The organism is Bradyrhizobium sp. 27S5, assembly GCF_037217225.1.
Classification (GTDB): Bacteria; Pseudomonadota; Alphaproteobacteria; order Rhizobiales; family Xanthobacteraceae; genus Bradyrhizobium; species Bradyrhizobium septentrionale.
The window spans coordinates 8,002,515-8,024,269 of record NZ_CP147714.1 but is presented as its reverse complement, the minus strand read 5'-3'; the positions used below and the strand labels follow the sequence as shown (position 1 = coordinate 8,024,269).

The following is a 21,755-nucleotide window of genomic DNA, read 5'->3' as shown; positions in this document are numbered from 1 at the left end:
GGCAGCGAAGTCAATAACAATCGCCCGCAATCCCCCGGTGAGGAAACAATGAGAAAAACCGTTATTGCCGCGGCTGTCGCCGCCACGGGTCTTGCTTTCAACATCGCCCACGCCGCGCCGTTGCCCGAGATAAGGCCCGACCAGGCCGGGTTCTCGAAAGCGGGGCTGGCGCGGCTCGACGATTTCTTCGCGCGCGAGATCGCGGCCAAGCGGGTGCCCGGCGCTGTGGTGGCGATCGCGCGCGACGGCAAGCTCGTTCATTACAAGGCGTATGGTCAGCTCGATCCTGTGAAGGGCACGCCGATGCCGATCGATGCGGTGTTCGCGCTGGCATCGATGACCAAGCCGATGGCGGCGGTCGCCGGCCTGACGCTGATGGAGCAGGGCCGGCTGCCGCTGCAGTCGAAGGTCGCCGAGTACTATCCGGCGTTTGCCGACATGAAGGTCGGCGTGCCCCAGGAAGACGGCTCGCTCAAGATGGAGCCGCAGGCCCGGCCGATTCTGATCCATGATCTCTATCGCCACACCTCCGGCCTGATGTATGGCGGCCGGCCCGACAGTTCGAGCGCGCTGGCGCGGCTCTATCCCGAAGGCACCGCGCCGGCGGTCGAGGGCGACACGGTGGCCTTCATCGACCGCATCACCAAGCTGCCTCTGGTGCATCAGCCCGGTACCGAGTTTGAATACGGCTTCTCGATCGACGTGCTCGGCGCCGTGGTCGAGAAAATCTCGGGCGAGCGGCTCGGCGACTATCTCAAGGCCAATGTGTGGACGCCGCTCGCCATGAAGGATGCGACGTTCCATCTGACCGACGCCCAGCGCGCGCGGCTGGCGCGGCCGTTTGCCAACGATCCGCTTACCGGCAAGCCGCAATCGATCAGGGTGCTCGACGCGCCGATCAAGTTCGACTGCGGCGGCGCCTGCTCGTTCGCCACCGTCGGCGACTATCTCCGCTTCGGACAGATGCTGCTCAACGGCGGCGAGCTCGACGGCCAGCGCATCCTCAGCCCCAAGACGGTGCATCACATGACCTCGAACCATCTCGGGCCCGAGATCAAGAACAACGTCGCCGCCGTCGAGCCGCATCGCGGCGGTTTCGGCTTCGGGCTGTCGGTCGCGGTGCGGACCAGCGAGGGCCTGTCGTCGGTGCCGGGCAATCCCGGCGAGTTCACCTGGAACGGTGCCAACGGCACGCAGTTCTTCTGCGATCCGAAGGAGCACCTCGTCGTTGTGGTGGGAACCGCAGCGCCCGGCGAGCTGCGCAAATATTATCGCGAGAATGTGCAGGACATCGTCTACGGCGCGATGGTGAAGTAAGAACCGTCACCCCAGTGTGAGATCTCTTTCAGCAAGGCATCGAGGCCCATCGCTCGGACTGAGCGATGGGCCTCGATTGGCGGTTCTGATTGAATCCCAGGCGGTTTTTTGGTTTGACGTGTTTTCTTCACGCGAACCGGGCACCTCTGCGCTCGAAACCGCCGTAAGGAGGCTCTCTCGCTTTGCCGGGACGCCGGTGTCATTCCGCCGTTTGATCGGAACGGACGATCTCAAGCGAAAAGCCCGGCCGCGAGGGCCGGGCTGATCGGTAATATATTTCAAGTCGTGCAATGTGCGGAATAGATCGGCGAGGGCCCTCCCTGTCTGTCCAAAAAGGAACACGGAACCGACTATTTGGGCACACCGCTCGTACCCAACTGCGCGGTGGAGGAATCGCGACAGCGACCGCGCAGCTCAGGAGCATCGCGGGCACAAACAAGCGGTACACCAGGCCATCCCCGAAGGTCCATCCGCGCCCGAATGAGCAATTTGGTACAGACACCGATCAATCGACGTGTCTTGGTCTCACGAACTGTCCCAAACCTCTAGGTCAGGATGAAGATCATGGAAATCTCCAAGGAAACAAAAGCTGCCATGCGGCCCGCGTTATGGGGCGCTGCAGGCGGAGCAATTGCTCTGGCGATCGTGGGGTTCAGCTGGGGGGGCTGGGTGACGGGCGGGTCGGCCGAGACCCTCGCGAGCAACCGTGCTGCGACGGCCGTCGTCGCAGCTCTCACACCCATCTGCGTTGACAGGTTCCGACAAGCCGCCGATGCCTCGACGAACCTGGCCGAAATGAAGAAGGCGACTTATTCATTCGACCAGAGCAGGTTTGTCGAAAAAGGCGGTTGGGCCACGATGCCGGGAAGCACTGAGCCAAACTCGGCGGTTGCGAAGGCCTGTGCCGAATCGCTCGGCAGCGGCAAGGCCGCGGAGCGCCGCGGCTAATCAGGCAACCCGCGACACGGTGAAATCCGCGCAAAGACGCGCAACTTCTCGACATGCCCGCATCTCGCGCAGTGGCTCTTGCAACGGTGGTCAAGCGCGTCGTTTTGACGCCAATTTCCCGCTGCGCGCGCCGTTCAACGGATGAACATCCTGCAGAATCTTGGTAGCATGACAGCATGCTAACGCCCAGCGAACGAGAGTGCCGTTTTGGTTAAGCCCGCGAAGGACTTGTTTGATCCCAAAACCTTCCTGGCCAAGGTTGGGGCCGGAAAATCGATTTCTAGCTTTGGCAAAGGCCAGAACGTATTCGCGCAGGGAGATGTCGCGGACGCGGTATTCTACATTCAAGAAGGAAAGGTCAAACTCACAGTCGTTTCTGACCAAGGTAAGGAAGCCGTGGTCGGGATCCTGGAGCCGGGACAATTCTTTGGTGAGGGCTGCCTCAACGGTCATCCATTGCGGATTGCCACGACCACGGCAATGGAGGACTGCGTCATCACGCGAATATCGAAGACGGCGATGATTTCAACGCTCGAAGCCAAGCCGATGTTCTCTCAGTTGTTCATGACCTATCTGCTCGCGCGCAATAGCCGAATGGAAGAAGACCTGATCGACCAACTTTTCAATTCCAGCGAGAAGCGCTTGGCGCGCCTGCTGCTCCTGCTGGCAAATTTCGGCAAGGAAACCAGCGCGCAGCCCATTGACGTCGAGATCAGCCAGGAAACGCTGGCCGAAATGATCGGTGCGACCCGTTCAAGGGTTAGCTTCTTCATGAATAAGTTCCGCAAGCTCGGCTTCATCAGCTACAACGGAAAGATCGAAGTTCACAGCTCGCTTCTGAACGCTGTTCTGCGCGACAAGCCCGAGATAGACCGGAAAGACTGACCGCCGCGCGGCCTTGAACGGCGCCTGCAGCACGCAGTTCTTCCGCGCTGGAGGCGCAGGCGCCCGTGCATGTCCAGGCGGCCGAGTGAGGAACAGCAAAAAGGCCCATCGCTCAGGCCGAGCGATGGGCCTTCAATCTTGCGTAGACTACCACTGCCGGTAGACGCCGGTCAGCGTGCCGTTGTTGTTCCCTTCAGGACCAACGTCGCCCTGGGTCGAACTCGGCGCCGGATGGTTGCCGTTCATCGCGCCGTACCGGCCCGGTTGCGCCGGTTGGTACATCACATGCGGTTGAACGGTCTCGTAGCGCGGACCGCCGTAGTATCTCGCATCGGGGCTCCCATACGGATAATAGCCCTGCGCGAACGCACCTGCTGTCGTTGCAATCAGGGACGCCACGGCCAGGGTCAGTATCTTGGTCTTCCGTTGCATTCATACACTCCTTGCTGGTGTCCCGACCAACGACCGGCATGGAGCAGCGTTCCTGATCTGCCATGCACCCCATGAAGGTGAAGCTGCACGAGGGTGGGATCAGATTTTGGTGAGGGGGCTTGGACCCTGAAGGACCGGTACGCACGTCTCTGCGCAGCAGTATGCATCCCGCGCTGGTCCGCTATGCCCTCCTGGCTATAACGGTCCACGGCCGGGCCGCGCAGCCGTGCTTCGAAAAAGCGGGGCGTTCCGCAAAAGGAAGCCCGCCACTGCGGCGGGCAAGGTCTCAGGGAGGAAAACGCTCTGACAAGGGAGCGTGTGGACAGTTTCCTCGATTCGAGGGCGGCTGCGAAGATCGTATAACTACTGTCATCAGGGCCGGCATTATGCCAATGCTCTTGCCGGTCGCAGCAAGGCGAAATAACACGGCACAAGTACAGAGGAAGTTCATGAGCACGTCAGGAGTTTTTGCCCGCGTCGTCGCGGCGATCGGTGCGGGGGCCGTGGCGTGGCGGCGGATGCAGGGCGCCGAGCCGGCGCCCGCCTGGGGCAGCGCGCCGCAGATTCCGGCGGCGAAGTCGCAGGGCGCGATCCCGACGCTGAAGATGCCGACGGCACGCGGCTGGGACAAGGGCCAGCTTCCGACCGCTGCGACCGGGCTCAAGGTTAACGCCTTTGCAGCCGGGCTCGATCATCCGCGCTGGATCAATGTGCTGCCCAATGGCGACGTGCTGATCGCCGAGGCGACGCAGATCGCCGGCACCCCGCGCAGCGTGTTCCACTATGCGATGCAAGCGACGATGCGCCGCGCCGCCGCGCTCGGCGTCAGCGCCAACCGCATCACGCTGCTGCGTGACCGTGACGGCGACGGTGTTGCCGAAAGCCGTGGCGCCTTCATGGAAGGACTGCGCCAGCCGTTCGGCATGGCCCTGATCGGCGACACCTTCTATGTCGGCAACACCGACGGCGTGGTCGCCTTTCCCTACGCCGCGGGCGCGGACCGCATCACGGCAGAGGGACGCAAGCTCCTCACCTTCAAGCCCGACGGGCATTGGACGCGCAGCCTGCTGCCGAGCGCCGACGGCAAGAAGCTCTATGCCGGCGTCGGCTCGCTCAGCAACATCGCCGAGAACGGCATGGAGGTCGAGCAAGGCCGTGCCGCGATCTACGAGCTCGATCTCGTCGCCGGCACCAGCCGGATCTTCGCCGGCGGCCTGCGCAATCCGGTCGGGATCGCGTGGGAGCCGACGACGAATGTGCTGTGGACCGTCGTCAACGAGCGCGACGGCATCGGCGACGAGACGCCGCCGGACTATCTGACCTCGGTGCGCGACGGCGGCTTTTACGGCTGGCCCTATTGCTACTGGGGTCAGACGGTGGACGATCGCGTGCCGCAGGATCCGGCGATGGTCGCCAAGGCGATCCAGCCGGACTACGCGCTCGGCGGCCACACCGCTTCGCTTGGCCTGTGCTGGATGCCCGCGGGCACGCTGCCCGGTTTCCCCGATGGCATGGTGATCGGCCAGCACGGCTCGTGGAATCGCTCGACGCTGTCTGGCTACAAGGTGGTGTTCGTGCCGTTCAGCAACGGCCGTCCCTCGGGGCCCGCGCGCGATATCCTGTCGGGCTTCCTCGCGCCCGACGAGAAGGTGTCGTACGGCCGCCCGGTCGGCGTCGCACTCGGTCCGGACCGTTCGCTGCTGGTCGCCGACGACGTCGGCAACGTGATCTGGCGCGTCACGGCGGAACGATAGGACCGTCGCCGGCCTCCTTTCGCACGGGTCCGCGGCTAATTTCGGCTGCGGCCCTGCTTGTCCTGCTCAGGTCCGGTTCGCGAACGCAGTGGGATTGATGCCATAGCGTGCCCGGAACGCGCGGCGAAAGGTGGCGTCGTCGTCAAAACCCCAGCGCGCGGCGATCAGGCCGACATGCGGCCGGCCGGCGCAAGCGCGCAATTCGGACGCACATTGCGCAAGGCGCTGGTTGCGGACGAACTGCATGACGCTCAGCCCATGCTGCGCGAACAGCTTGTGAAGATAGCGCAACGAAACGCCATGGCGGCGGGCTAGCTCACCTGGGGCCAGATCGGGATCCGCCAGTCGCGCGCGGATATCGCCGCAAATCCGCTTGAACAGCGCGGCGCTGATCTGGCTGCGGGTCGGAGATTCCGTCGAGCGCCGGTCGAGGCTTGCGGCGGCGAGTTGCGTCAGCGGCAGTGCGACGCGTTCGAACTCGTCGGCATCCATCGCCGGCGCGAGCCGTACCATGGTCTCGAGCATCCCTGCAAGAATACGCGCGGCTGCGGTGTCCGGCAGCCTGCCCAGCGGCTGGGTCTCGAGTTCGGCGATCTCAGGCGCCCAAGCCTTTCGATCCACCAGCAAAAGCGCATGTTCGAAGCTTGATGACATGTCCAGGGTGTACGGCCGGCTGTTATCGAACAGCACGATGTCGGAGGGGCCGAGTTCGCTGACAACGCCACCTTGCTCGAGGCGAGTGTTGCCCCGGACGACCTTCATGATCCCGAATTCGTGCCCACAGGCGCGCGCCGGCCGCCGCACCGCCTGGCTGCTGCCTGCCACGCGGCAAGTCTGCACCGTTGAAGCCGCATCGATGCGCAGGCGAGCGCGAAACCCCTGGCCCGAAACCGGCCGCGCCAACTCGACCTGACGGAATTGTTCGTAGATCTGCTCGCGCCAGATCGCCAGACCTCGGGGCCCGGCCACGCTCACGCATTGCACCGATTTTGTCATCACGCTCGCCCCGCTTGATCACAGCAGATCGCAGCGAACGTGGCATCAACCCGTCGGTGTGACAAATGAAATTGTGCACGCAACGCCCGCAAGCGGTACGCTGCATGCCTTGGTGCTTTTCCGTGCCGATTCTAGCCTGCGCTGTCTTCATCCTGAGCCAGCGAACCAACGCATGTCCCGTTCTCTTTTCCGATCTGCCGCTCCTTGCGCCGCCCGCCGAACCTTTGTTGCCGCTTCTCTGTTCGTCGTCCTCTGCACGATCGCGCGTGCCGAACCGGATACGGCCGGTTGCAGCGACACCAATTTCTCTCGCATGCCGGGCTTTTATATCAATGATTGCGAGCGCACGGATTTCGACCGGTTCGTGTTCGCAGAGGGCTCGGACCATGAAACCGCCGTGGAGGGGCGTAAGGCCCGGATTGCCTATGCGTTGTCCGACGGACACAAGGCGCCTTCGGCGCTGGCAGTGATTCGCAACTACCAGGCCATCATGCAGCAGAGCGGCTGGGAAATTGTCGAGAACCGCCACGATGCCGGCCTGACCGCGCGGCGCGTCCAGGGCGGAAAGGAGCAATGGGCCGAACTCGACACCAACGGCGGCGCCAACTACCAGATCATCTACGTCGACAAGGGGGAATTGTCCCAGCAGGTGACCACCGCCGACGCCATGGCCAGCGCGCTCGACGCCGCCGGCCACGTCGCGCTGCAGATCAATTTCGACACCGCCAAGTCGACGATCCGGCCAGAGTCGCAAGCCATCGTTGCGCAGATCGCAGCGCTCTTGAAAAGCCATCCCGATCTGAAGTTGCGCGTCGAGGGCCACACCGACAACACCGGTGACGCCAGATCGAACCAGGCCCTGTCGGTTGCGCGGGCCAAGTCGGTCGTCGCGGCGCTGGTGCTATCCGGAGCCGCGCCGGCGCGTTTGACTGCAGCAGGTTTCGGCCAGGACAAGCCCGTCGCCGACAACACCAGCGAGGACGGCCGCGCCCGCAACCGCCGTGTCGAATTGGTAAAGCTGTAATTGTGAACGACTGCGGCCCGGTCGGGCGTCGCGCTCGGCCTCGACGGTTGGCCACGATGTCGGCAACGTGATTGGGTGTGTGACGAGGCGTAAGTGGCGCCAGTGCGGTCTCACACGGTCCTGATCTCGCCGCCATCCATGCGCAGCACCGTGCCGGTCATCCAACGCGCCGGTGGTGACACCGAACGCGATGAGGTCGGCGATCTCCTCTGCCGTGCCGAACCGCTTGATGCCGGCCTGCCTGAGGAAGCCTGCCTTCGCCGTCTCGACGTCGACCTGCCTGGCCGCCGCGGCCTTCTCCAGCATCGCAAGGCGGCGTCCGGTCATGATGGCGCCGGGCGATACGCAATTCACCTGCACGCCGTCATCGATGCCGCGTTCGGCGAACGCTTTTGCCAATGCCTCGATCGCCGCATTGATCGTGCCAATTGCGGCCGCACCGGCGCGCGGCAGCATGGCGGCATTGCCTGACGTGAAGACCACGGCGCCTTGCGACGCCTTCAGCGCATCCCAGGCGCGGATCGTTAGCCGCCTGGCGCCGTGGAATTTGAGCGCGAGGCCCGAATCCCATTGCTGATCGGTCATCTCCAGCAAATCGATCCCGGGCACGGAGCCTGCGACATTGACCAGCGCGTCGATGCGGCCGAAGCGATCCAGCGTGGCCTTGACGACTTCGTCGGCGGCATCAGGCGCGGCGAGATCGAGGTCGAGCGCCAGCGGCGTGGCGCCGCCGGCTTCGATCTCCTTGCCGGCCTCTTGCAGCTTCTCGCCGCTGCGCGCGACGAGCGCGATGGCGGAAAAATCCCGGGCGAGCCGCAGCGCGGTGGCGCGTCCGATGCCGGAGCTTGCGCCGGTCACGATAGCGACGGATTCGGTCATGTGCATATTCCCTGGTGATCGGCGCCCGTGATGTCAGCGGCTCAGGAATTCGCGGATGCTCAGCGCGATCTCGGCGGCATGCGTTTCCAGCGCGAAATGGCCGGTGTCGAAGAAGCGCACCACCGCGCGCGGATTGTCGCGCTTGAAGGCTTCGGCGCCCGGCGGCAGGAAGAATGGATCGTTCTTGCCCCACACCGCGAGGAACGGCGGCTGATGGGTGCGGAAGTAATTCTGGAAGGCCGGGTAGAGCGCGACATTGCTCTTGTAGTCGCCGAACAAATCGAGCTGCACGTCATGAGCGCCGGGCCGCGCCATGTAGTAATTGTCGAGGTTCTGTCCGTCAGGCGACACCGCCTCCGGGTCCGATGTGCCGTGGGTGTACTGCCAGCGCGTGGTGTCCGGCGTCAGGAACGCGCGCAACGCATCGCGGTTCGCCGGCGAGGGATCCTGCCAATAGGCCTTGATCGGCGTCCAGCCGTCGCTCAGGCCCTCCTCATAGGCGTTGCCGTTCTGCGAGATGATGGCGGTGATCCGGTCCGGATGCTTGAGCGCAAGGCGGAAACCGGTCGGCGCGCCATAGTCGAACACATAGACCGCGTAGCGGTCGAAGCCGATCACCTCGGTGAAGCGGTCGATCACGGCGGCGATGTTGTCGAAGGTGTAGGCGAACTTGTCGCGCGCCGGCATGTCCGACTGGCCGAAGCCGGGCAGATCCGGCGCCACGATGTGGAATTTATCCGCAAGCTGCGGGATCAGATCGCGGAACATGTGGCCCGCGCTCGGGAAGCCGTGCAGCAGCAGCAGCTTCGGCGCGCCGGGCGACCCGGCCTCGCGATAGAACACCTTGAAGCCGTAGACATCGGCCGTGCGATATTTGATCTCGGACATCTGTCACTCCTTGTGGTCGTGATGTGGGGTGGGGTCAGGATTTGATCTGCGTCACAAGCCCGCTGATCGCCTCTGGCCTGAGGTAAAGCAGCAGCGCGCAGCACACGGTGGCGAAGCCGAGCAGCGGAATGAAAGGCGCGATGGCGGCGCCGGCCGCGAACACCAGCAGCGCCAGCAGCGTGCGGCGCTGCGTCCATGTCCGCACCTGCTGGGAAATCATGGTCTGGTCCGCCTGCGTCAGCACCGCGCGCTCGAAGGCGAGATAGGCGAGGTCGATCACGAGGAAGATCACCGCATAGACCACCACCGGCGCCGCGGCCATTTTCGACTGCGCGACCCATGCGGTAGCGAAGGGCAGCAGCGAGACCGCGAACAGATGGACGAAGTTCAGCCAGATCAGCCGCGGCGTCGGCTGCCGCACCAGATGCAGCAGATGGTGATGATTGACCCAGATCACGGCGATGAACATGTAGCTCGCCGCGTAGCTGATTGCGGTCGGCCACAGCGGCAGCAGGTCGGCGAACCGCGAGCCCTCCGGCGCCTTCAGTTCCAGCACCATGATCGTGATGATGACGGCGATGACGGCATCGGAAAACGCGCCGAGCCGATCGGCTGATAGAGGCTTCTCCTGCATGGCAGTGCTCCTGTCCAATCGTGAAAAGAGGTCAGTGCTCTGTAACGCTGCGGATGGCTTCCTGGATGATGTCGGCGACCAGTTTTGGCGCGGTGACGATCGGCGTGTGATCGACGGGATGTGAACGCACCACAGCCTTCATCCGCGCCGCCATGCTGCGCTGTGTCTCCGGCGCGATCATCCGGTCGTCCTCGGCGACCAGGAACCAGCTCCGGATGTCCTTCCATCGCGGATGGCCGACGGGAACGGTGATGCAGGCCGGCGAGATCGGCCGCTGCACTGCAGCCAGCACCGCGAGCTCCTCGGCGCGCGCGCCCTGCGCGAAGGCCGATGCGAAGGCGGACTCCGGCAGCCAGATCTGGCCGTTGGCGTCGGGTGCTAGTTTTGGCGCGAACGGATGTGGCGGTGCGCGATAAAACACATCGGCGACGGTCTCGCCCTCGTCCGGCGCCAGCGCCGCGACATAGACCAGCGCCTTGACGCGCGGCGAACGGGTCTCGGCAATGACGGCGCCGGCATAGGCGTGGCCGGCCAGCACGATCGGTCCTTCGACGCGGTCCATTGTGCGGTTCAGCGCGGCGACATCGTCTGCAAGCGAAGTCAGCGGCAGCGGCGCCGCCACCGCGGTGATGCCTTCGGCATCGAGCGCCGTGATCACCCGTGCCCAGCTTGAACCGTCGGCCCACGCGCCATGGGCGAGCACCACGCTGACATCCTTGTTCGACATCTTCAGCTCCCTCGTTGATTTTGTAACCTCTCAAATGCAATTTGACAGGTTACGACGCTTATGATCCAATGTTCGTAACTTGTCAACTGGCTCTAATCAGGTTATTTGCGGCGAGGTCGAAAAGCCGACAGGAGGGCGTCACCGTGCAATCCCATCCGCCCGCGACGTTCATCGCCGATAGCCTGGGGCTCGATTTCATCAATTCGATCGCGACCCCGGTCGATACGCCGCTGGACTGGATCGCCGACGGCGACGGCCTGTTGCGCTGGCTGGCGCAGGCGAAACTGGTGCCGTCAGATGTGCTCGATGAGCTCGGCGCACGCGCGACCACGGGCGAGCTCGACGACGTTGCCGGTCAGGCGCGAGACTTGCGCGAATGGTTCCGCGGCTTCCTGCGCAAGCATATGGGCCGGCCGCTGGCGCCGCGGGCGCTGAAGGAATTGGAGCCGCTGAACCGGCTGCTCGAAGGCGATCAGGCGTTCAGCCGCATCGTGCCGCATCGCCATAAGCACGGCGATGACGAGCACGACGGTTTCGCGCTGGAGCGGACGCGGCGCTGGCGCTCGGCCGCGTCACTGCTGCTGCCGATCGGCGAGGCGATGGCCAGGGTCGTCTGCGAGGAAAGCTTTACCGACATCAAGGCCTGCGAGGGCCCGGCCTGCACGCTGATGTTCGCCGATCACACGCGGGCGCGTGCGCGCCGCTGGTGCAGCATGGCGATCTGCGGCAATCGCGCCAAGCAGGCCGCGCATCGCAGCCGGATCAAGGACAGGGGCTGAGAACCAGAGCATGATCCGGAAAAGTGTGCAGCGGTTTTCCGAAGAGATCATGCTCAAAACAAAAAACAGGAGACCAACCAAATGGCACTTCCCCTGATCGTGTTCGACGTTAACGAAACCCTGCTCGACCTCGAGACCATGGAGCCGGTGTTCGCGCGCATCTTCAACGACAAGAGCGCGATGCGGCTGTGGTTCGCGAACTTCATCATGTATTCGGCCTCGCTCACCGTGGCGGGCTGCTACGTGCCCTTCACCGACATCGGCGCCGCGGTCATGAAGATGCTGGCGGATACGCGCGGCATCAGGATCGACGAGTCCGACAAGAAGGAACTGACGGAGAAATTCTCCACCATGCCGCCGCATGCCGAAGTGCCGGCGGCGCTGCGCAAGCTGCGCGCCGCAGGCTTCCGCCTGTTCACGCTGACCGACAATCTTTTGGAGGTGCAGACCCGTCAGCTGACGCATGGCGGCATCGTCGATTTGTTCGAGCGGCGCTTTTCGGCCGATGGCGTCAAGCATCACAAGCCGTCGCGGCAGGCCTATGGTTATGTCGAGAGGGAGCTTGGGGCAAAGCCTTCGGAGTTCTGCCTGATCGCATGCCACACCTGGGACACGCTCGGCGCGGTGGCCGCCGGTTGGGAGGCTGCGCTGATCAGGCGCCCCGGCAATGATGTGCTCGGCGTCGGCCCGCAGCCGCAGGTCGTGGGTGACGATCTCAACGATGTCGCCGACCAGCTGATCCGCCGTTACGGCGCGAAAGGGTAACGGCCCCTGACGGATCGAGCGCTGGAGGGACGGTCAAAAACCCCTCCAGGCCGATCACTCGGAAGCGCATAAAACCGGAATGAAATCCATAGCGCTTTTCAACCATGCCCCTTGAGCCTTCCTCAACTTCCGCGGCCGATGCTTGCCGCGCCAAAGGGATCGAGAAGGAGCTCAGAGCATGCCGGCCAAGGCACGAACAACCGGACGAGCGACCGCGACCAACACCACCGCGCAATCGCGCGAGGATATCCTTAACGCGCGGGCCATCAGCACGCTGGGCGCCGGCGTCGTCAACGCGATGAGCGCGGTCGGCGCCGCCGTCATCAAGAAGCACAGGCCGGCGCTCGGCAAGAGCCCGGATTGGTTCTGGCACATGTTCGCCAAATGCGAGGCCAAGGCCGCCCGCATCGCCGAGCAGGCCGGGCGCGATCCAGAGGCCTGCGGCGATGCCACCTTCATCGAGGTCTACGCCGCGCAATTGCCCAAGCTGATGGCCGCAGCGCTCGAGAGCCACGAGAAGGCGCTCAAGGGGAAGTAACGGAGCGTGGAAAAGCGGCTGACAACGGCGATCGTCCCGTTGTCGTTCCCACCTGCGTTGCCGCGCAGGGCAGCCATGCACGCTGAAACCATGTCTCGCCGCCGTTCGTATCCGAACGGTGGCGGAGGTCCGCGGCCGCGGGCTTCCGGATTTTCTAAATCCGGGGCGTTGGATGGTGAAGCACCTTGTTTCCGATGAAGAGAAGTGTGACGCGTGTAACGGGACGGGCTTTCCGGACGTGAAGCAACCGAGCGAGCCGGGACGGAAGATCTATCCGGAGCCGTGCAAGAAGTGCGGCGGCAAGGGGCGGATCAGGAAGGCCGCGTGGGGCAAGTAGCCGGCGCCGAAGGCAATCAGTCTTGCAAGGCGGGTTAGGCGAAGCCGTAACCTGCCATCGCTCTCGTCGGGCTCGTCCGGCCAGACCCTTTTGATCCGCGTCGACTACGACGCTGTGCTCGGACAAATGATGTCGCGAGAATGCGGATGTATGACTCACAGCCGTGCAACAAACTCGATGTCGTCCCGGGCAAGCGCAGCGCGACCCGGGACCCATAACCACGAATGGCAGTTACTCGCGCTATGCTGGGGCCACAGCTCGTTTCGACGACTCAATCCTGTGGTTATGGGTCCCTGCTTTCGCAGGGACGACGATGCGGTGAGAGATCATGCGCATGTCCATCACCGTCATCCTGAGGTGCGAGCCTTCTAGCGCGCTTGCGCCGCTGGGCGAGCCTCGAAGGATCGACGGCCACCAGCCGGGCCGTGCATCCTTCGAGGCTCGCTCCGCTCGCACCTCAGGATGACGGCTCTGATAGTCTTCGCAGGGACGACGACACGGCGAGAGTTGTGCCCTACGCCACCAGCGCAATCTTCGGCGCGGTCGCCAGCACCGACTGGTTGCGGCCGTTGGCTTTGGCGGCGTAGAGCGCTTTGTCGGCGGCTTCGATCAGGTCGGACCATTGCTGGCCTGCATTCGGGCGCATGCTGGCGACGCCGATGCTCACCGTCGTGATGGCCTCGCCCTCGCACCATTGCTGCACCTTGGCGCGGATGGTCTCGGCCAGATTGAAGGCCTCGAACGGGGTGGTGCTGGGCAGCAGCACGGCAAATTCCTCGCCGCCGAAGCGCGCCGGGCAATCGCCGGCGCGGCGCACCGCATCTGAGATGCAGATCGCAATCCCGACCAGCACCTGGTCGCCGGCCTGGTGTCCATAGGTGTCGTTATAGGCCTTGAAATGATCGGCATCGATCATCAACAACGCGACCGGCTGGCCGTGCCGGCTCGCCCGGCGCCACTCGCGCTCGATCTCGGTGTCGAACTTGCGCCGGTTCTTCAGGCCGGTGAGGGCGTCGGTCGTCGCCAGCTCCTCGAGCTTGTCCTCGGCATCGGCGCGGCGGACGATCTCGCGGGCGAGGACCAGCGTCGCGCTCAGCGCGAACAGGACCAGAAACGCCATGATCGCGCCGATCCGGATCGCCTCGGTCCGCCAGAGGTTGAAGACGGCTTCGAGCGGCTTGCCGACCACGACGTAGAGCGGGCCCGAGCTGCTGCGCCTGACATAGAGCCGCGGCGTGTCGTCGACCGGACCCTTGCCGGAGTAGGCGCCGCCCCCCCTCAGATTCTCGGCCTTCCAGTCCAGTTGCTCCGCAAGGTTCTTGCCGATCACGTCGAGATCGAACGGCGTCCGCATGATGATGGTGCGGTCGTTGCGCAGCACGGTGATGGTATCGCCGGGCGCGAGGTTGAGCCGGCCGAACATATCGTGGAAATAGCTGAAGCGGATCGAGCCGACCACGACGCCGAGAAAGCGGCCGTCCTCGCCGACGATGCGCCGGCTCAGCACGATGGCGTAGGCGCCGCGATGCAGCATCGGCCGGCTGATATACAGCCCGGTGTCGGGGTGGTCGCGCTGGACCGTGAAATATTCCTTGTCGCTGCGGTTCTCCGGCCGCGGGTCGAGGCTCGCCGCGTCGATGTTCAGGTCGCCCTTGCTGTCGAACACCTGGATCGCGCCGAAATGCTTTGCGGTCGCGGCGTGATCGAACAGGATCAGCTGGCGCAGTTCCTTGCTGACATTGCGGATCTCCGGCATCTCAAGATTGCTGGCGACCGCGCGCAGCGACAAGTCATAGAGCTCGATGTTGCGGCTGATGTCGGCCTCGATGCCTGACGCAAAGTTCTCCAGGGTCTGGCGGGCCAGTTGCTCCTCGCCGCGGCGCATGTCGAACATCACGCCGGCGCAGACAGCGGAGAAGCCGAGGACGGTCGCAACCGACGCGGCGATCAGCAGCTTGGCCGATAGCCGCCACCGCCGCCTTGCGTCGTTTCCCCGTCGAAATGGCATTTCCCGCTCCAAAGCTTGGTCATGCAACGGGAAATCTTGTTGTCGCCTTAAATGGCGACAGCGGCCGCCGAATGGGTTAACGGGTGGTTGCCGAAACCTGTTTTTTTGTCATCGAGGACGTTGTGAACGACTACGACGCGCTGCGGGATTATCTGAAGAAGCAGCATTTGCCCGAATTCGTGCTGACCTTCGAGGAGATCGAGGCGATCATCGATGCGGCGCTGCCGCGCGCCGCGCACCGGGCGTCGTGGTGGGAAACTCTGCGCAGCCCGCAGGAGAAGATGCCGCAGCGCGAAGCCTGTCTCGACGCCGGCTACATCGCCACGCGCCAGGCCGACGGCAAGAGCGTCAGGTTCAAGAAAATGTCCAATCGTCGTCCCGGCGAACGCCGGGACCCATAACCACAGGGCGTTGTTGTCACGAAGGCAACTGGCCCCAGCGCGTCATGGACGGGCCGCGGCGTATGGGTCCCGGCTCCCGTGCGCAGTTGCGCACGAGGCCGGGACGGCAAGATCTAGCTCGCGGCTTCCAGCCGTTCCTCGGTGAGCAGCCGCGTGGCGGCGTCGGCGTCCATCGGCTCGCCGAAGGCAAAGCCCTGGGCGTATTCGCAGCCGAGCTGGTAGAGCTCGACGGCATCGGAATCCGTCTCGGCGCCTTCCGCGACCACCTCCATGCCGAGATCGTGCGCCAGCGCGATGATCGATTTCAGGATCACCGGGCGGGTGCCGCGGCTCGTGGTGCGGACGAAGGACTGGTCGATCTTGATGGTGTCGAACGGGAAGCGCTGCAAATAGGACAGCGAGGAGTGGCCGGTGCCGAAATCGTCGAGCGACAGCCCGGTGCCGAGCTCGCGGATCCGCGCCAGCATCTGGGCGGCGTGCTCCGGGTTCTCCATCACAAGCGATTCCGTCAGCTCCAGCTTCAGCGTGCCGCGCGCCACCGAGGAGCGCGACAGCACGGTGCGGATGTCGTGGATCAGGTCGTGGCGCAGCAATTGCCGCGACGACACGTTGACCGACGCGAAGATCGGCTCGCGCGCCCGCATCGCGCGCTGCCACACCGCGAGCTGGCGTGCGGTCTGGTCCATCACGAACATGCCAAGGTCGACGATCAGGCCGGTCTCCTCGGCGACATTGATGAATTCCGACGGCGACATCCGGCCGAGCTTGGGATGGTCCCAGCGCACCAGCGCCTCGAAGCCGGCGATCGCGCGATCCTCGAGCCGCACGATCGGCTGGTACAGGATCGTGAGCTCCTGGCGCTCGATGGCGCGGCGCAGGTCGCTCTCGAGCGTCAGGCGGTCGGTCTTCCGCGCCCGCATCGCCGGCTTGTAGACGTCGATGCGGTCGCCGCCGATCCGCTTGGAGTGATACATCGCAAGCTCAGCGTCCTTGATGATCTCGTCCGAGAGCGGCGCGGCCGGATCGGACAGCGCAAGTCCGATCGAGGCGGTCAGGAAGATCTCGCGGTCGTTGAACGCGATCGGCGCGCGGATGGTCTTGCGGATGGTCTCGGCGAAATTGGTGATCCGCGCCGGGTCCTGCTCCGACAGCAGGATCAGGCCGAACTGGTCGCCGGCCATCCGCGCCAGCGTGTCCTGCGGCTTGAGGATGCGGGTCAGCCGCCGCGCCAGCGTCAGCAGGATGGAATCGCCGACCGCAATCCCGACGGAATCGTTGACCTGCTTGAAGCGGTCGAGGTCGATCACCATCAAGGTCGGCCGCAGGTTCGGCATGGTCTTGGCGAGGTTCGCCACCGCGCCGAGCCGGTCCATGAACAGCCGGCGGTTCGGCAGGCCGGTCAGATTGTCATGCACGGAGTCGTGCAGCATCCGCTCTTCGGAGTTCTTGAACTCGGTGACGTCGGTCAGCGTGCCGACCACGCGCGAGACCTCGCCGTCGGAGCCGACCACCGGCCGCGCCTTCAGCGCGAACCACATGAAGTGACCGTCGGGCGTGCGCAGCCGGAAATCCTGCACCAGGCGGCCGCGGCGCTGGTCGAGCACGCTGTCGAGCGCGGCGCGGAAGCGGTCCTGGTCGAGCGGGTGCAGTACTTCGAGCCATTTCGCGGCCGGGCCTTCCAGCGTGCCGCGCTTCAGGCCCAGCAAGGCTTCGGTCTCCGGGCTGGTGAACACCTTGTCGGCGGAGACGTCCCAGTCCCAGATCAGATCGCCGGAGCCGGTCAGCGCCAACGCGCGGCGCTCGACGTCGGAGACCACGCCGGTGGTGGCGCCGCCGCCGGCGAAGGCGTGCTGCATCACCGTAAATCCGATCAGCATCACGATCAGCACCAGGCCGCCGAGCAGCGCCGGGCCGACGATGTCGTTGGTGACGGAGCCCGCGACCGTCATGCCGGCTGCGACCACCCAAACCACCAGCAGGAACCAGGTCGGGATCAAGAGCACCGCGCGGTCGAAGCCGTGGGTCGAGAGATAGACGATCAGCGCGAAGCCGGCGAAGGCGATCATCACCAGCGACATCCGCGCGATGCCGGAGGCGACCGCGGGATCGAACAGCGCCAGCGCCACCAGCGAGCCGAGGAAAAGCAGCCAGCCGATCGTGATGTGCGAGTAGCGCACATGCCAGCGACTGAGATTCAAATAGGCGAACAGGAACACGAGCAATGTCGCCGCGAGGATCGCCTCGCCCGCCGCGCGCCAGACGCGCTCGGCGTTGTTCGACATGTCGAGCACCTTGCCCCAGAAGCCGAAATCGACGCCGATATAAACCAGCACCGCCCAGGCCAGCGCCGCGGCGGCCGGGAACATGATGCTGCCCTTGACCACAAACAAGATCGTGAGCACGAGCGCGAGCAGGCCCGAGATGCCGATCACGATGCCCTGGTACAGGGTGAACGAGTTGACCTTGTCCTTGTAGGCGTCGGGTTCCCACAGATAGAGCTGCGGCAGCTTGTCGGTGCGGAGTTCCGCGACATAGGTGACGACGGCGCCGGGATCGAGCGTGATGCGGAACACATCGGCGGTCGGGCTCTCCTGCCGCTCGGGACGGTCGCCGACCGACGGCGTGATAGTGGCGATGCGCGACAGGCCAAGGTCGGGCCACAATAATCCGGACGACACGATGCGGTAGTGCGGCGCGACGATCAGGCGGTCGAGCTGGTCGTCGGTGTTGTTGGCGAGCGCGAACACCACCCAGTTCTGGCCGCCTTCGCGGGCGCGAACTTCGATGCGGCGCACGATGCCGTCGGTTCCAGGTGCAGTGGAGACCTGGATGCGGTCGGTTTCACTGCGTTGATGGTCGAGAACCGCGGTTAGGTCGATCGCCGGCGCGTCGCTGCGCACGCTGACCGCGTCGATCGCGTACGCGTCAGGCGCAGCAGCAAACATCATGAGGCCCAGCGCGAGCAGCGCAAGGCACCTGATCAGACGCAATGTCAGTACTCCGCGATCGACAAACTGACCGGGCCCGGCGACCGGCCCGGCGGTGGCGCGATAAATGACACGAAAGCGAAGGGAATCAAAGGGTTTCCGCCCCCGCTTCCGTCGCGAGAGTTAAACGACCAACACAATTTTGCCAATATGTTCGCTGGTCTCCATGCGCCGGTGCGCGTCGGCGGCCTTTTCCAGCGGGAATGTGCTGTCCATCAGCGGTTTGACGCGGCCTTCGCGCAGCAAGGGCAGCACCTTTGCCTCGATTGCCGCCACCATCGCCGCCTTGTCCGCATTACTACGGGGGCGCAGGGTCGAGCCGGTGTGGTGCAGCCGCTTGACCATCAGCTTGGCAAAATTGGCTGACGCCTTCGGTGTTCCCGACAGGAACGCGATCTGGACGATGCGGCCCTCAACCGCGGCGGCGTCGTAGTTGCGGTCGATATAGTCGCCGCCCACCATGTCGAGGATGACGTTGGCGCCGGCGCCGCCGGTGGCTGTCTTCACGGCTTCGACGAAGTCGTCCGTCTTGTAATTGACCGCGTGATCGGCGCCGAGCTTGAGGCAGGCGTCGGCCTTGTCCTGCGAGCCGACGGTGACGATCACCTTGGCGCCGAACGCCTTGGCGAGCTGGATCGCCATCGTGCCGATGCCCGACGAGCCGCCATGGATCAGCAGCGTCTCGCCGGCCTTGAGCGCGCCGCGCTCGAACACATTGTGCCAGACCGTCATCAGCGTTTCCGGAATGGCGCCGGCTTCCTGCATCGTGAGCTGCGGCGGCACGGTCATCGCCTGCGCATCCTGCGCGATGCAATATTGCGCATAGCCGCCGCCGGCGACCAGCGACATCACCTTGTCGCCGATCTTGTGCGTCGCGCCTTCACCGAGCGCCACCACTTCGCCTGCGATCTCAAGGCCGGGCAGGTCGCTGGCGCCGGGCGGCGGCGGATAGGAGCCGGAGCGCTGCGCGACGTCGGGGCGATTGACGCCTGCGGCCGCGACCTTGACCAGGATCTCGCCGGCCTTCGGCACCGGCAGCGCGCGGGTTTCCGGCACCAGCACTTCGGGGCCACCGGGCTTGCTGATGGCAACGACGGTCATTTGCGCGGGCAGGTTTGGCATGGTTCGTTCCTGGTCAGTGAGGAGGATTGGCTTGTGGCATACCGCCTTTTGCTACGAAGCGAAACGCCCTTAAGCCCCGAACCGCGCCGCCAGATGACTGGCTCTTTCGGGGGTGATTTTCTCGACCAGCGGGCCGAGCCTTGCGATCGGCGTGCCGGCGCCTTGATCCAGCAGCGGGATGAGTGGGCCATTGGGCCAGGGCGGCACGGCATCGTCGTGGCCGAACGCGCGGAGCACGCGCTCCGACAGGCCTGGCACGATGCTCCACGCCAGCGTGGCGCAGAGCGCGACAAGATTGAGTCCGGTGCGGGTGATGACCGCCGCGCGAACGGAATCGGACTTGATGGCGGTCCATGGTGCTGAGTGTTGCAGGTATGCGTTCGCGGTGTCCCAGATCGCGCGCGTCGTTGCCGCTGCGGCACGAAACTCCAGTGCGGTGTGATGGCGGTGGAGCGCTGCGATGCGCTGCTCCAGATCGTGCGCAAGCTCTCGCTCGGCCTCACCGGGCGCGCCACCTTCCGGGATGCGGCCGTCGAAGCTGCGATGGGCAAAGCTGATGATGCGGTTGGCGAGATTGCCGAAGATGTCGGCGAGGTCCTTGTTCACGTCGGCAACGAATCTCGCGACGCCAAAATCGGTGTCGGCGCTTTCGGGCGCGTTGGCGATCAGCCACCAGCGCCAGAGATCGGCGGGCAATTCGTCCAGCGCCGCATCGGTGAAGATGCCGCGCTTTCTGCTGGTCGAGAACTTGCCGCCCTCGTAATTGAGCCAGTGGAATCCCTTGATGACATCGGCGGTCTTCCATGGCTCGGCGGAGCCGATCAATGTCGCCGGAAAGCTCACGGTGTGGAACGGGATGTTGTCCTTGCCGAGAAACTGGATATAGCTGACGTCGTCGGCCTGCCACCACCATTGCCGCCAGTCGCGATCAGGCGCGGCAGCGGCCCATTCCTGCGTCGCCGCGATGTAGCCGATCGGCGCATCGAACCAGACATAGAACACCTTGCCGTCAAAACCCTCGCGCGGGACCGCAATGCCCCAGGCGAGATCGCGCGTGATGCAGCGATCGCGCAGATCCGCGTTGAGCCAGCTCTTGGCGGTCGAGACCACGAAGGGCGGCCATCCGGTGCGGCTGTCGATCCATGCGCCGATTGTCTCGACCAGCTGCGATTGGCGCAGGAACAGATGATTGCTGTCGCGGATCTCAAGCGCGCGGTCGCCTGATAGCGCCGAGCGCGGATCAATGAGTTCTGGCGGGTCAAGCAGCGTGCCGCAATGGTCGCATTGATCGCCGCGTGCCGAAGGATCGCCGCAATGCGGGCAGGTGCCGAGCACGTAGCGATCGGGCAGGAAGCGCCGGTCGGCCGGCGACCACACCTGTCGCGACGTGCGCGCCTCGATCAACCCGGCTGCGTCGAGCCGGCGATAGAAGTGCTGGGTCAGCGCATGGTTTTGCGGCGCGCTGGTGCGGCCGAAATGATCGAAGGACAGACCAAAGCGCCGGTAGATGTCGGCCTGGACGGCGTGCTGCGCATCGCAGAACTCCCGGACATCCTGTCCGGCCTCGATGGCGTCGAGCTCGGCGGGCGTGCCGTGCTCGTCGGTGGCGCAGATGAAGAGCACGTCGCAGCCGGTCTGCCGCCGGAAGCGGGCATGGACGTCGGCGGGCAGCAGCGAGCCGATCAGATTGCCGAGATGCTTGACGCCGTTCACGTAAGGCAGCGCGCTGGTGATGAGAATTTTGGTCATGGGTGAAGGTCTTTCGCGTTTGCTGATGCCGACCCCCGAAAGGTCAAATCGGAAAATCAAAAAGCCCTCCCGCATGATCGGAAGGGCTTGGGGTCGGCTCATGCCTGGCGCGCAGGCCCGCGCTATCCCGTCCGGTCAGACTCCTTGCGGTCGGGCCGGGGCATTCGCGCCAGATGTTGCGCGCACACGAAAGTCACTGCAAAATTCTCCTCACCCAAAATCTATCATCTCTGGACGCGAGGCGCCAGATCATCATTGCCGGGAGGGCAACATGCCGATTGAGGATGACGACCGTCCCAGGAAGAAGATCAGCCACGAGATCGGCCAGGATCTCTACCTGCTGTCGGTCGAGGATTTGACCGAGCGGATCGCGCTGCTCACTGCGGAAGTCGATCGCTTGAAAGAGGCGATGTCGAAGAAGCGCGCGTCAAAGGATGCCGCTGACGCGTTCTTCAAGTCGTAGCGCTGAGATTTCATTCGAAGCCGCCCTCAATCCGTAATGCTGAGGAGCGCGGAACGCGCGTCTCGAAGCATGCACGGCCCGACCGGTGGCCGTCGATCCTTCGAGGCTCGCAAGCGCTCGCG

General features: G+C 64.6%; 19 protein-coding genes and 1 pseudogene. 10 read left to right on the top strand and 10 right to left on the bottom strand.

Going from position 1 to position 21,755, the window contains the following annotated elements; all coding sequences use genetic code 11:
• Window positions 1–48: 48 nt before the first annotated feature.
• The 3 genes from WDM24_RS37750 to WDM24_RS37740 all read left to right on the top strand — a co-directional run bounded on the left by WDM24_RS37750 (window position 49) and on the right by WDM24_RS37740 (window position 3,150).
• A complete protein-coding gene (locus WDM24_RS37750; RefSeq protein ID WP_338829325.1) occupies window positions 49–1,317 on the top strand; it encodes a serine hydrolase domain-containing protein in 1,269 nt (422 codons plus the stop codon).
• A gap of 564 nt (window positions 1,318–1,881) precedes the next feature.
• On the top strand, window positions 1,882–2,265 hold the full coding sequence (locus tag WDM24_RS37745) for a hypothetical protein (protein WP_166213815.1): 384 nt from the start codon (window positions 1,882–1,884) through the stop codon (window positions 2,263–2,265).
• Between the two features lie 207 nt (window positions 2,266–2,472).
• Window positions 2,473–3,150: a Crp/Fnr family transcriptional regulator gene (locus WDM24_RS37740; RefSeq protein WP_029079813.1), complete on the top strand. Its 678-nt coding sequence runs from the start codon at window positions 2,473–2,475 to the stop codon at window positions 3,148–3,150.
• Between the two features lie 147 nt (window positions 3,151–3,297).
• Here WDM24_RS37740 and WDM24_RS37735 read toward each other — a convergent pair whose 3' ends face one another.
• Entirely contained in the window at window positions 3,298–3,582 is a 285-nt protein-coding gene (locus tag WDM24_RS37735; protein ID WP_338829324.1) for a hypothetical protein, read from the bottom strand.
• A 449-nt stretch (window positions 3,583–4,031) separates the two neighbouring features.
• Between WDM24_RS37735 and WDM24_RS37730 the strand changes: the two genes are divergently transcribed.
• Complete coding sequence (locus WDM24_RS37730; protein WP_338829323.1) at window positions 4,032–5,336, top strand: sorbosone dehydrogenase family protein; 1,305 nt, start codon at window positions 4,032–4,034, stop codon at window positions 5,334–5,336.
• Window positions 5,337–5,402: 66 nt separating this feature from the next.
• Here WDM24_RS37730 and WDM24_RS37725 read toward each other — a convergent pair whose 3' ends face one another.
• The gene (locus WDM24_RS37725; protein WP_338829322.1) at window positions 5,403–6,332 is read right to left on the bottom strand and encodes a helix-turn-helix domain-containing protein; all 930 of its coding nucleotides are present in this window, start codon (window positions 6,330–6,332) and stop codon (window positions 5,403–5,405) included.
• Window positions 6,333–6,405: 73 nt separating this feature from the next.
• On the opposite strand from WDM24_RS37725, the gene WDM24_RS37720 reads away from it, so the two are divergent.
• The gene (locus WDM24_RS37720; RefSeq protein ID WP_338829321.1) at window positions 6,406–7,356 is read left to right on the top strand and encodes an OmpA family protein; all 951 of its coding nucleotides are present in this window, start codon (window positions 6,406–6,408) and stop codon (window positions 7,354–7,356) included.
• 243 nt (window positions 7,357–7,599) lie between these two features.
• Here the strand turns inward: WDM24_RS37720 and WDM24_RS37715 are convergent.
• The 4 genes and pseudogenes from WDM24_RS37715 to WDM24_RS37700 form a co-directional block, all read right to left on the bottom strand.
• A pseudogene (locus WDM24_RS37715) lies at window positions 7,600–8,235 on the bottom strand (SDR family NAD(P)-dependent oxidoreductase); the annotation flags it as partial.
• 33 nt (window positions 8,236–8,268) lie between these two features.
• Window positions 8,269–9,123, bottom strand: a complete 855-nt coding sequence (locus WDM24_RS37710) for an alpha/beta hydrolase (RefSeq protein WP_338829320.1) — start codon at window positions 9,121–9,123, stop codon at window positions 8,269–8,271.
• 34 nt (window positions 9,124–9,157) lie between these two features.
• Window positions 9,158–9,757: a TMEM175 family protein gene (locus WDM24_RS37705; RefSeq protein WP_338829319.1), complete on the bottom strand. Its 600-nt coding sequence runs from the start codon at window positions 9,755–9,757 to the stop codon at window positions 9,158–9,160.
• A gap of 31 nt (window positions 9,758–9,788) precedes the next feature.
• Window positions 9,789–10,484, bottom strand: coding sequence for an alpha/beta hydrolase (locus WDM24_RS37700; protein ID WP_338829318.1), 696 nt, complete (start codon window positions 10,482–10,484; stop codon window positions 9,789–9,791).
• A 143-nt stretch (window positions 10,485–10,627) separates the two neighbouring features.
• On the opposite strand from WDM24_RS37700, the gene WDM24_RS37695 reads away from it, so the two are divergent.
• The 3 genes from WDM24_RS37695 (at window position 10,628) to WDM24_RS37685 (ending at window position 12,566) form a co-directional block, all read left to right on the top strand.
• Window positions 10,628–11,263 carry a CGNR zinc finger domain-containing protein gene (locus WDM24_RS37695; RefSeq protein ID WP_338829317.1) on the top strand — a complete coding sequence of 212 codons (636 nt, stop codon included), beginning with the start codon at window positions 10,628–10,630 and terminating at the stop codon, window positions 11,261–11,263.
• Window positions 11,264–11,344: 81 nt separating this feature from the next.
• The gene (locus tag WDM24_RS37690) at window positions 11,345–12,028 is read left to right on the top strand and encodes a haloacid dehalogenase type II (RefSeq protein ID WP_338829315.1); all 684 of its coding nucleotides are present in this window, start codon (window positions 11,345–11,347) and stop codon (window positions 12,026–12,028) included.
• A gap of 178 nt (window positions 12,029–12,206) precedes the next feature.
• Window positions 12,207–12,566, top strand: a complete 360-nt coding sequence (locus WDM24_RS37685; protein ID WP_338829314.1) for a hypothetical protein — start codon at window positions 12,207–12,209, stop codon at window positions 12,564–12,566.
• An 851-nt stretch (window positions 12,567–13,417) separates the two neighbouring features.
• On the opposite strand, the gene WDM24_RS37680 is transcribed toward WDM24_RS37685, so the two are convergent.
• Entirely contained in the window at window positions 13,418–14,911 is a 1,494-nt protein-coding gene (locus WDM24_RS37680) for a sensor domain-containing diguanylate cyclase (protein ID WP_338829313.1), read from the bottom strand.
• 122 nt (window positions 14,912–15,033) lie between these two features.
• Here WDM24_RS37680 and WDM24_RS37675 point away from each other — a divergent pair, with 122 nt between their 5' ends.
• Entirely contained in the window at window positions 15,034–15,312 is a 279-nt protein-coding gene (locus WDM24_RS37675) for a DUF7662 domain-containing protein (RefSeq protein WP_165129260.1), read from the top strand.
• A 113-nt stretch (window positions 15,313–15,425) separates the two neighbouring features.
• Here WDM24_RS37675 and WDM24_RS37670 read toward each other — a convergent pair whose 3' ends face one another.
• The 3 genes from WDM24_RS37670 to metG all read right to left on the bottom strand — a co-directional run bounded on the left by WDM24_RS37670 (window position 15,426) and on the right by metG (window position 21,170).
• Window positions 15,426–18,302, bottom strand: coding sequence for an EAL domain-containing protein (locus WDM24_RS37670; RefSeq protein ID WP_029079800.1), 2,877 nt, complete (start codon window positions 18,300–18,302; stop codon window positions 15,426–15,428).
• A gap of 120 nt (window positions 18,303–18,422) precedes the next feature.
• On the bottom strand, window positions 18,423–19,421 hold the full coding sequence (locus WDM24_RS37665) for an NAD(P)H-quinone oxidoreductase (RefSeq protein ID WP_338829312.1): 999 nt from the start codon (window positions 19,419–19,421) through the stop codon (window positions 18,423–18,425).
• A 69-nt stretch (window positions 19,422–19,490) separates the two neighbouring features.
• Complete coding sequence (gene metG, locus WDM24_RS37660) at window positions 19,491–21,170, bottom strand: methionine--tRNA ligase (RefSeq protein ID WP_338829311.1); 1,680 nt, start codon at window positions 21,168–21,170, stop codon at window positions 19,491–19,493.
• Window positions 21,171–21,441: 271 nt separating this feature from the next.
• Between metG and WDM24_RS37655 the strand changes: the two genes are divergently transcribed.
• Window positions 21,442–21,633 carry a DUF1192 domain-containing protein gene (locus WDM24_RS37655; RefSeq protein ID WP_338829310.1) on the top strand — a complete coding sequence of 64 codons (192 nt, stop codon included), beginning with the start codon at window positions 21,442–21,444 and terminating at the stop codon, window positions 21,631–21,633.
• Window positions 21,634–21,755: the final 122 nt, after the last annotated feature.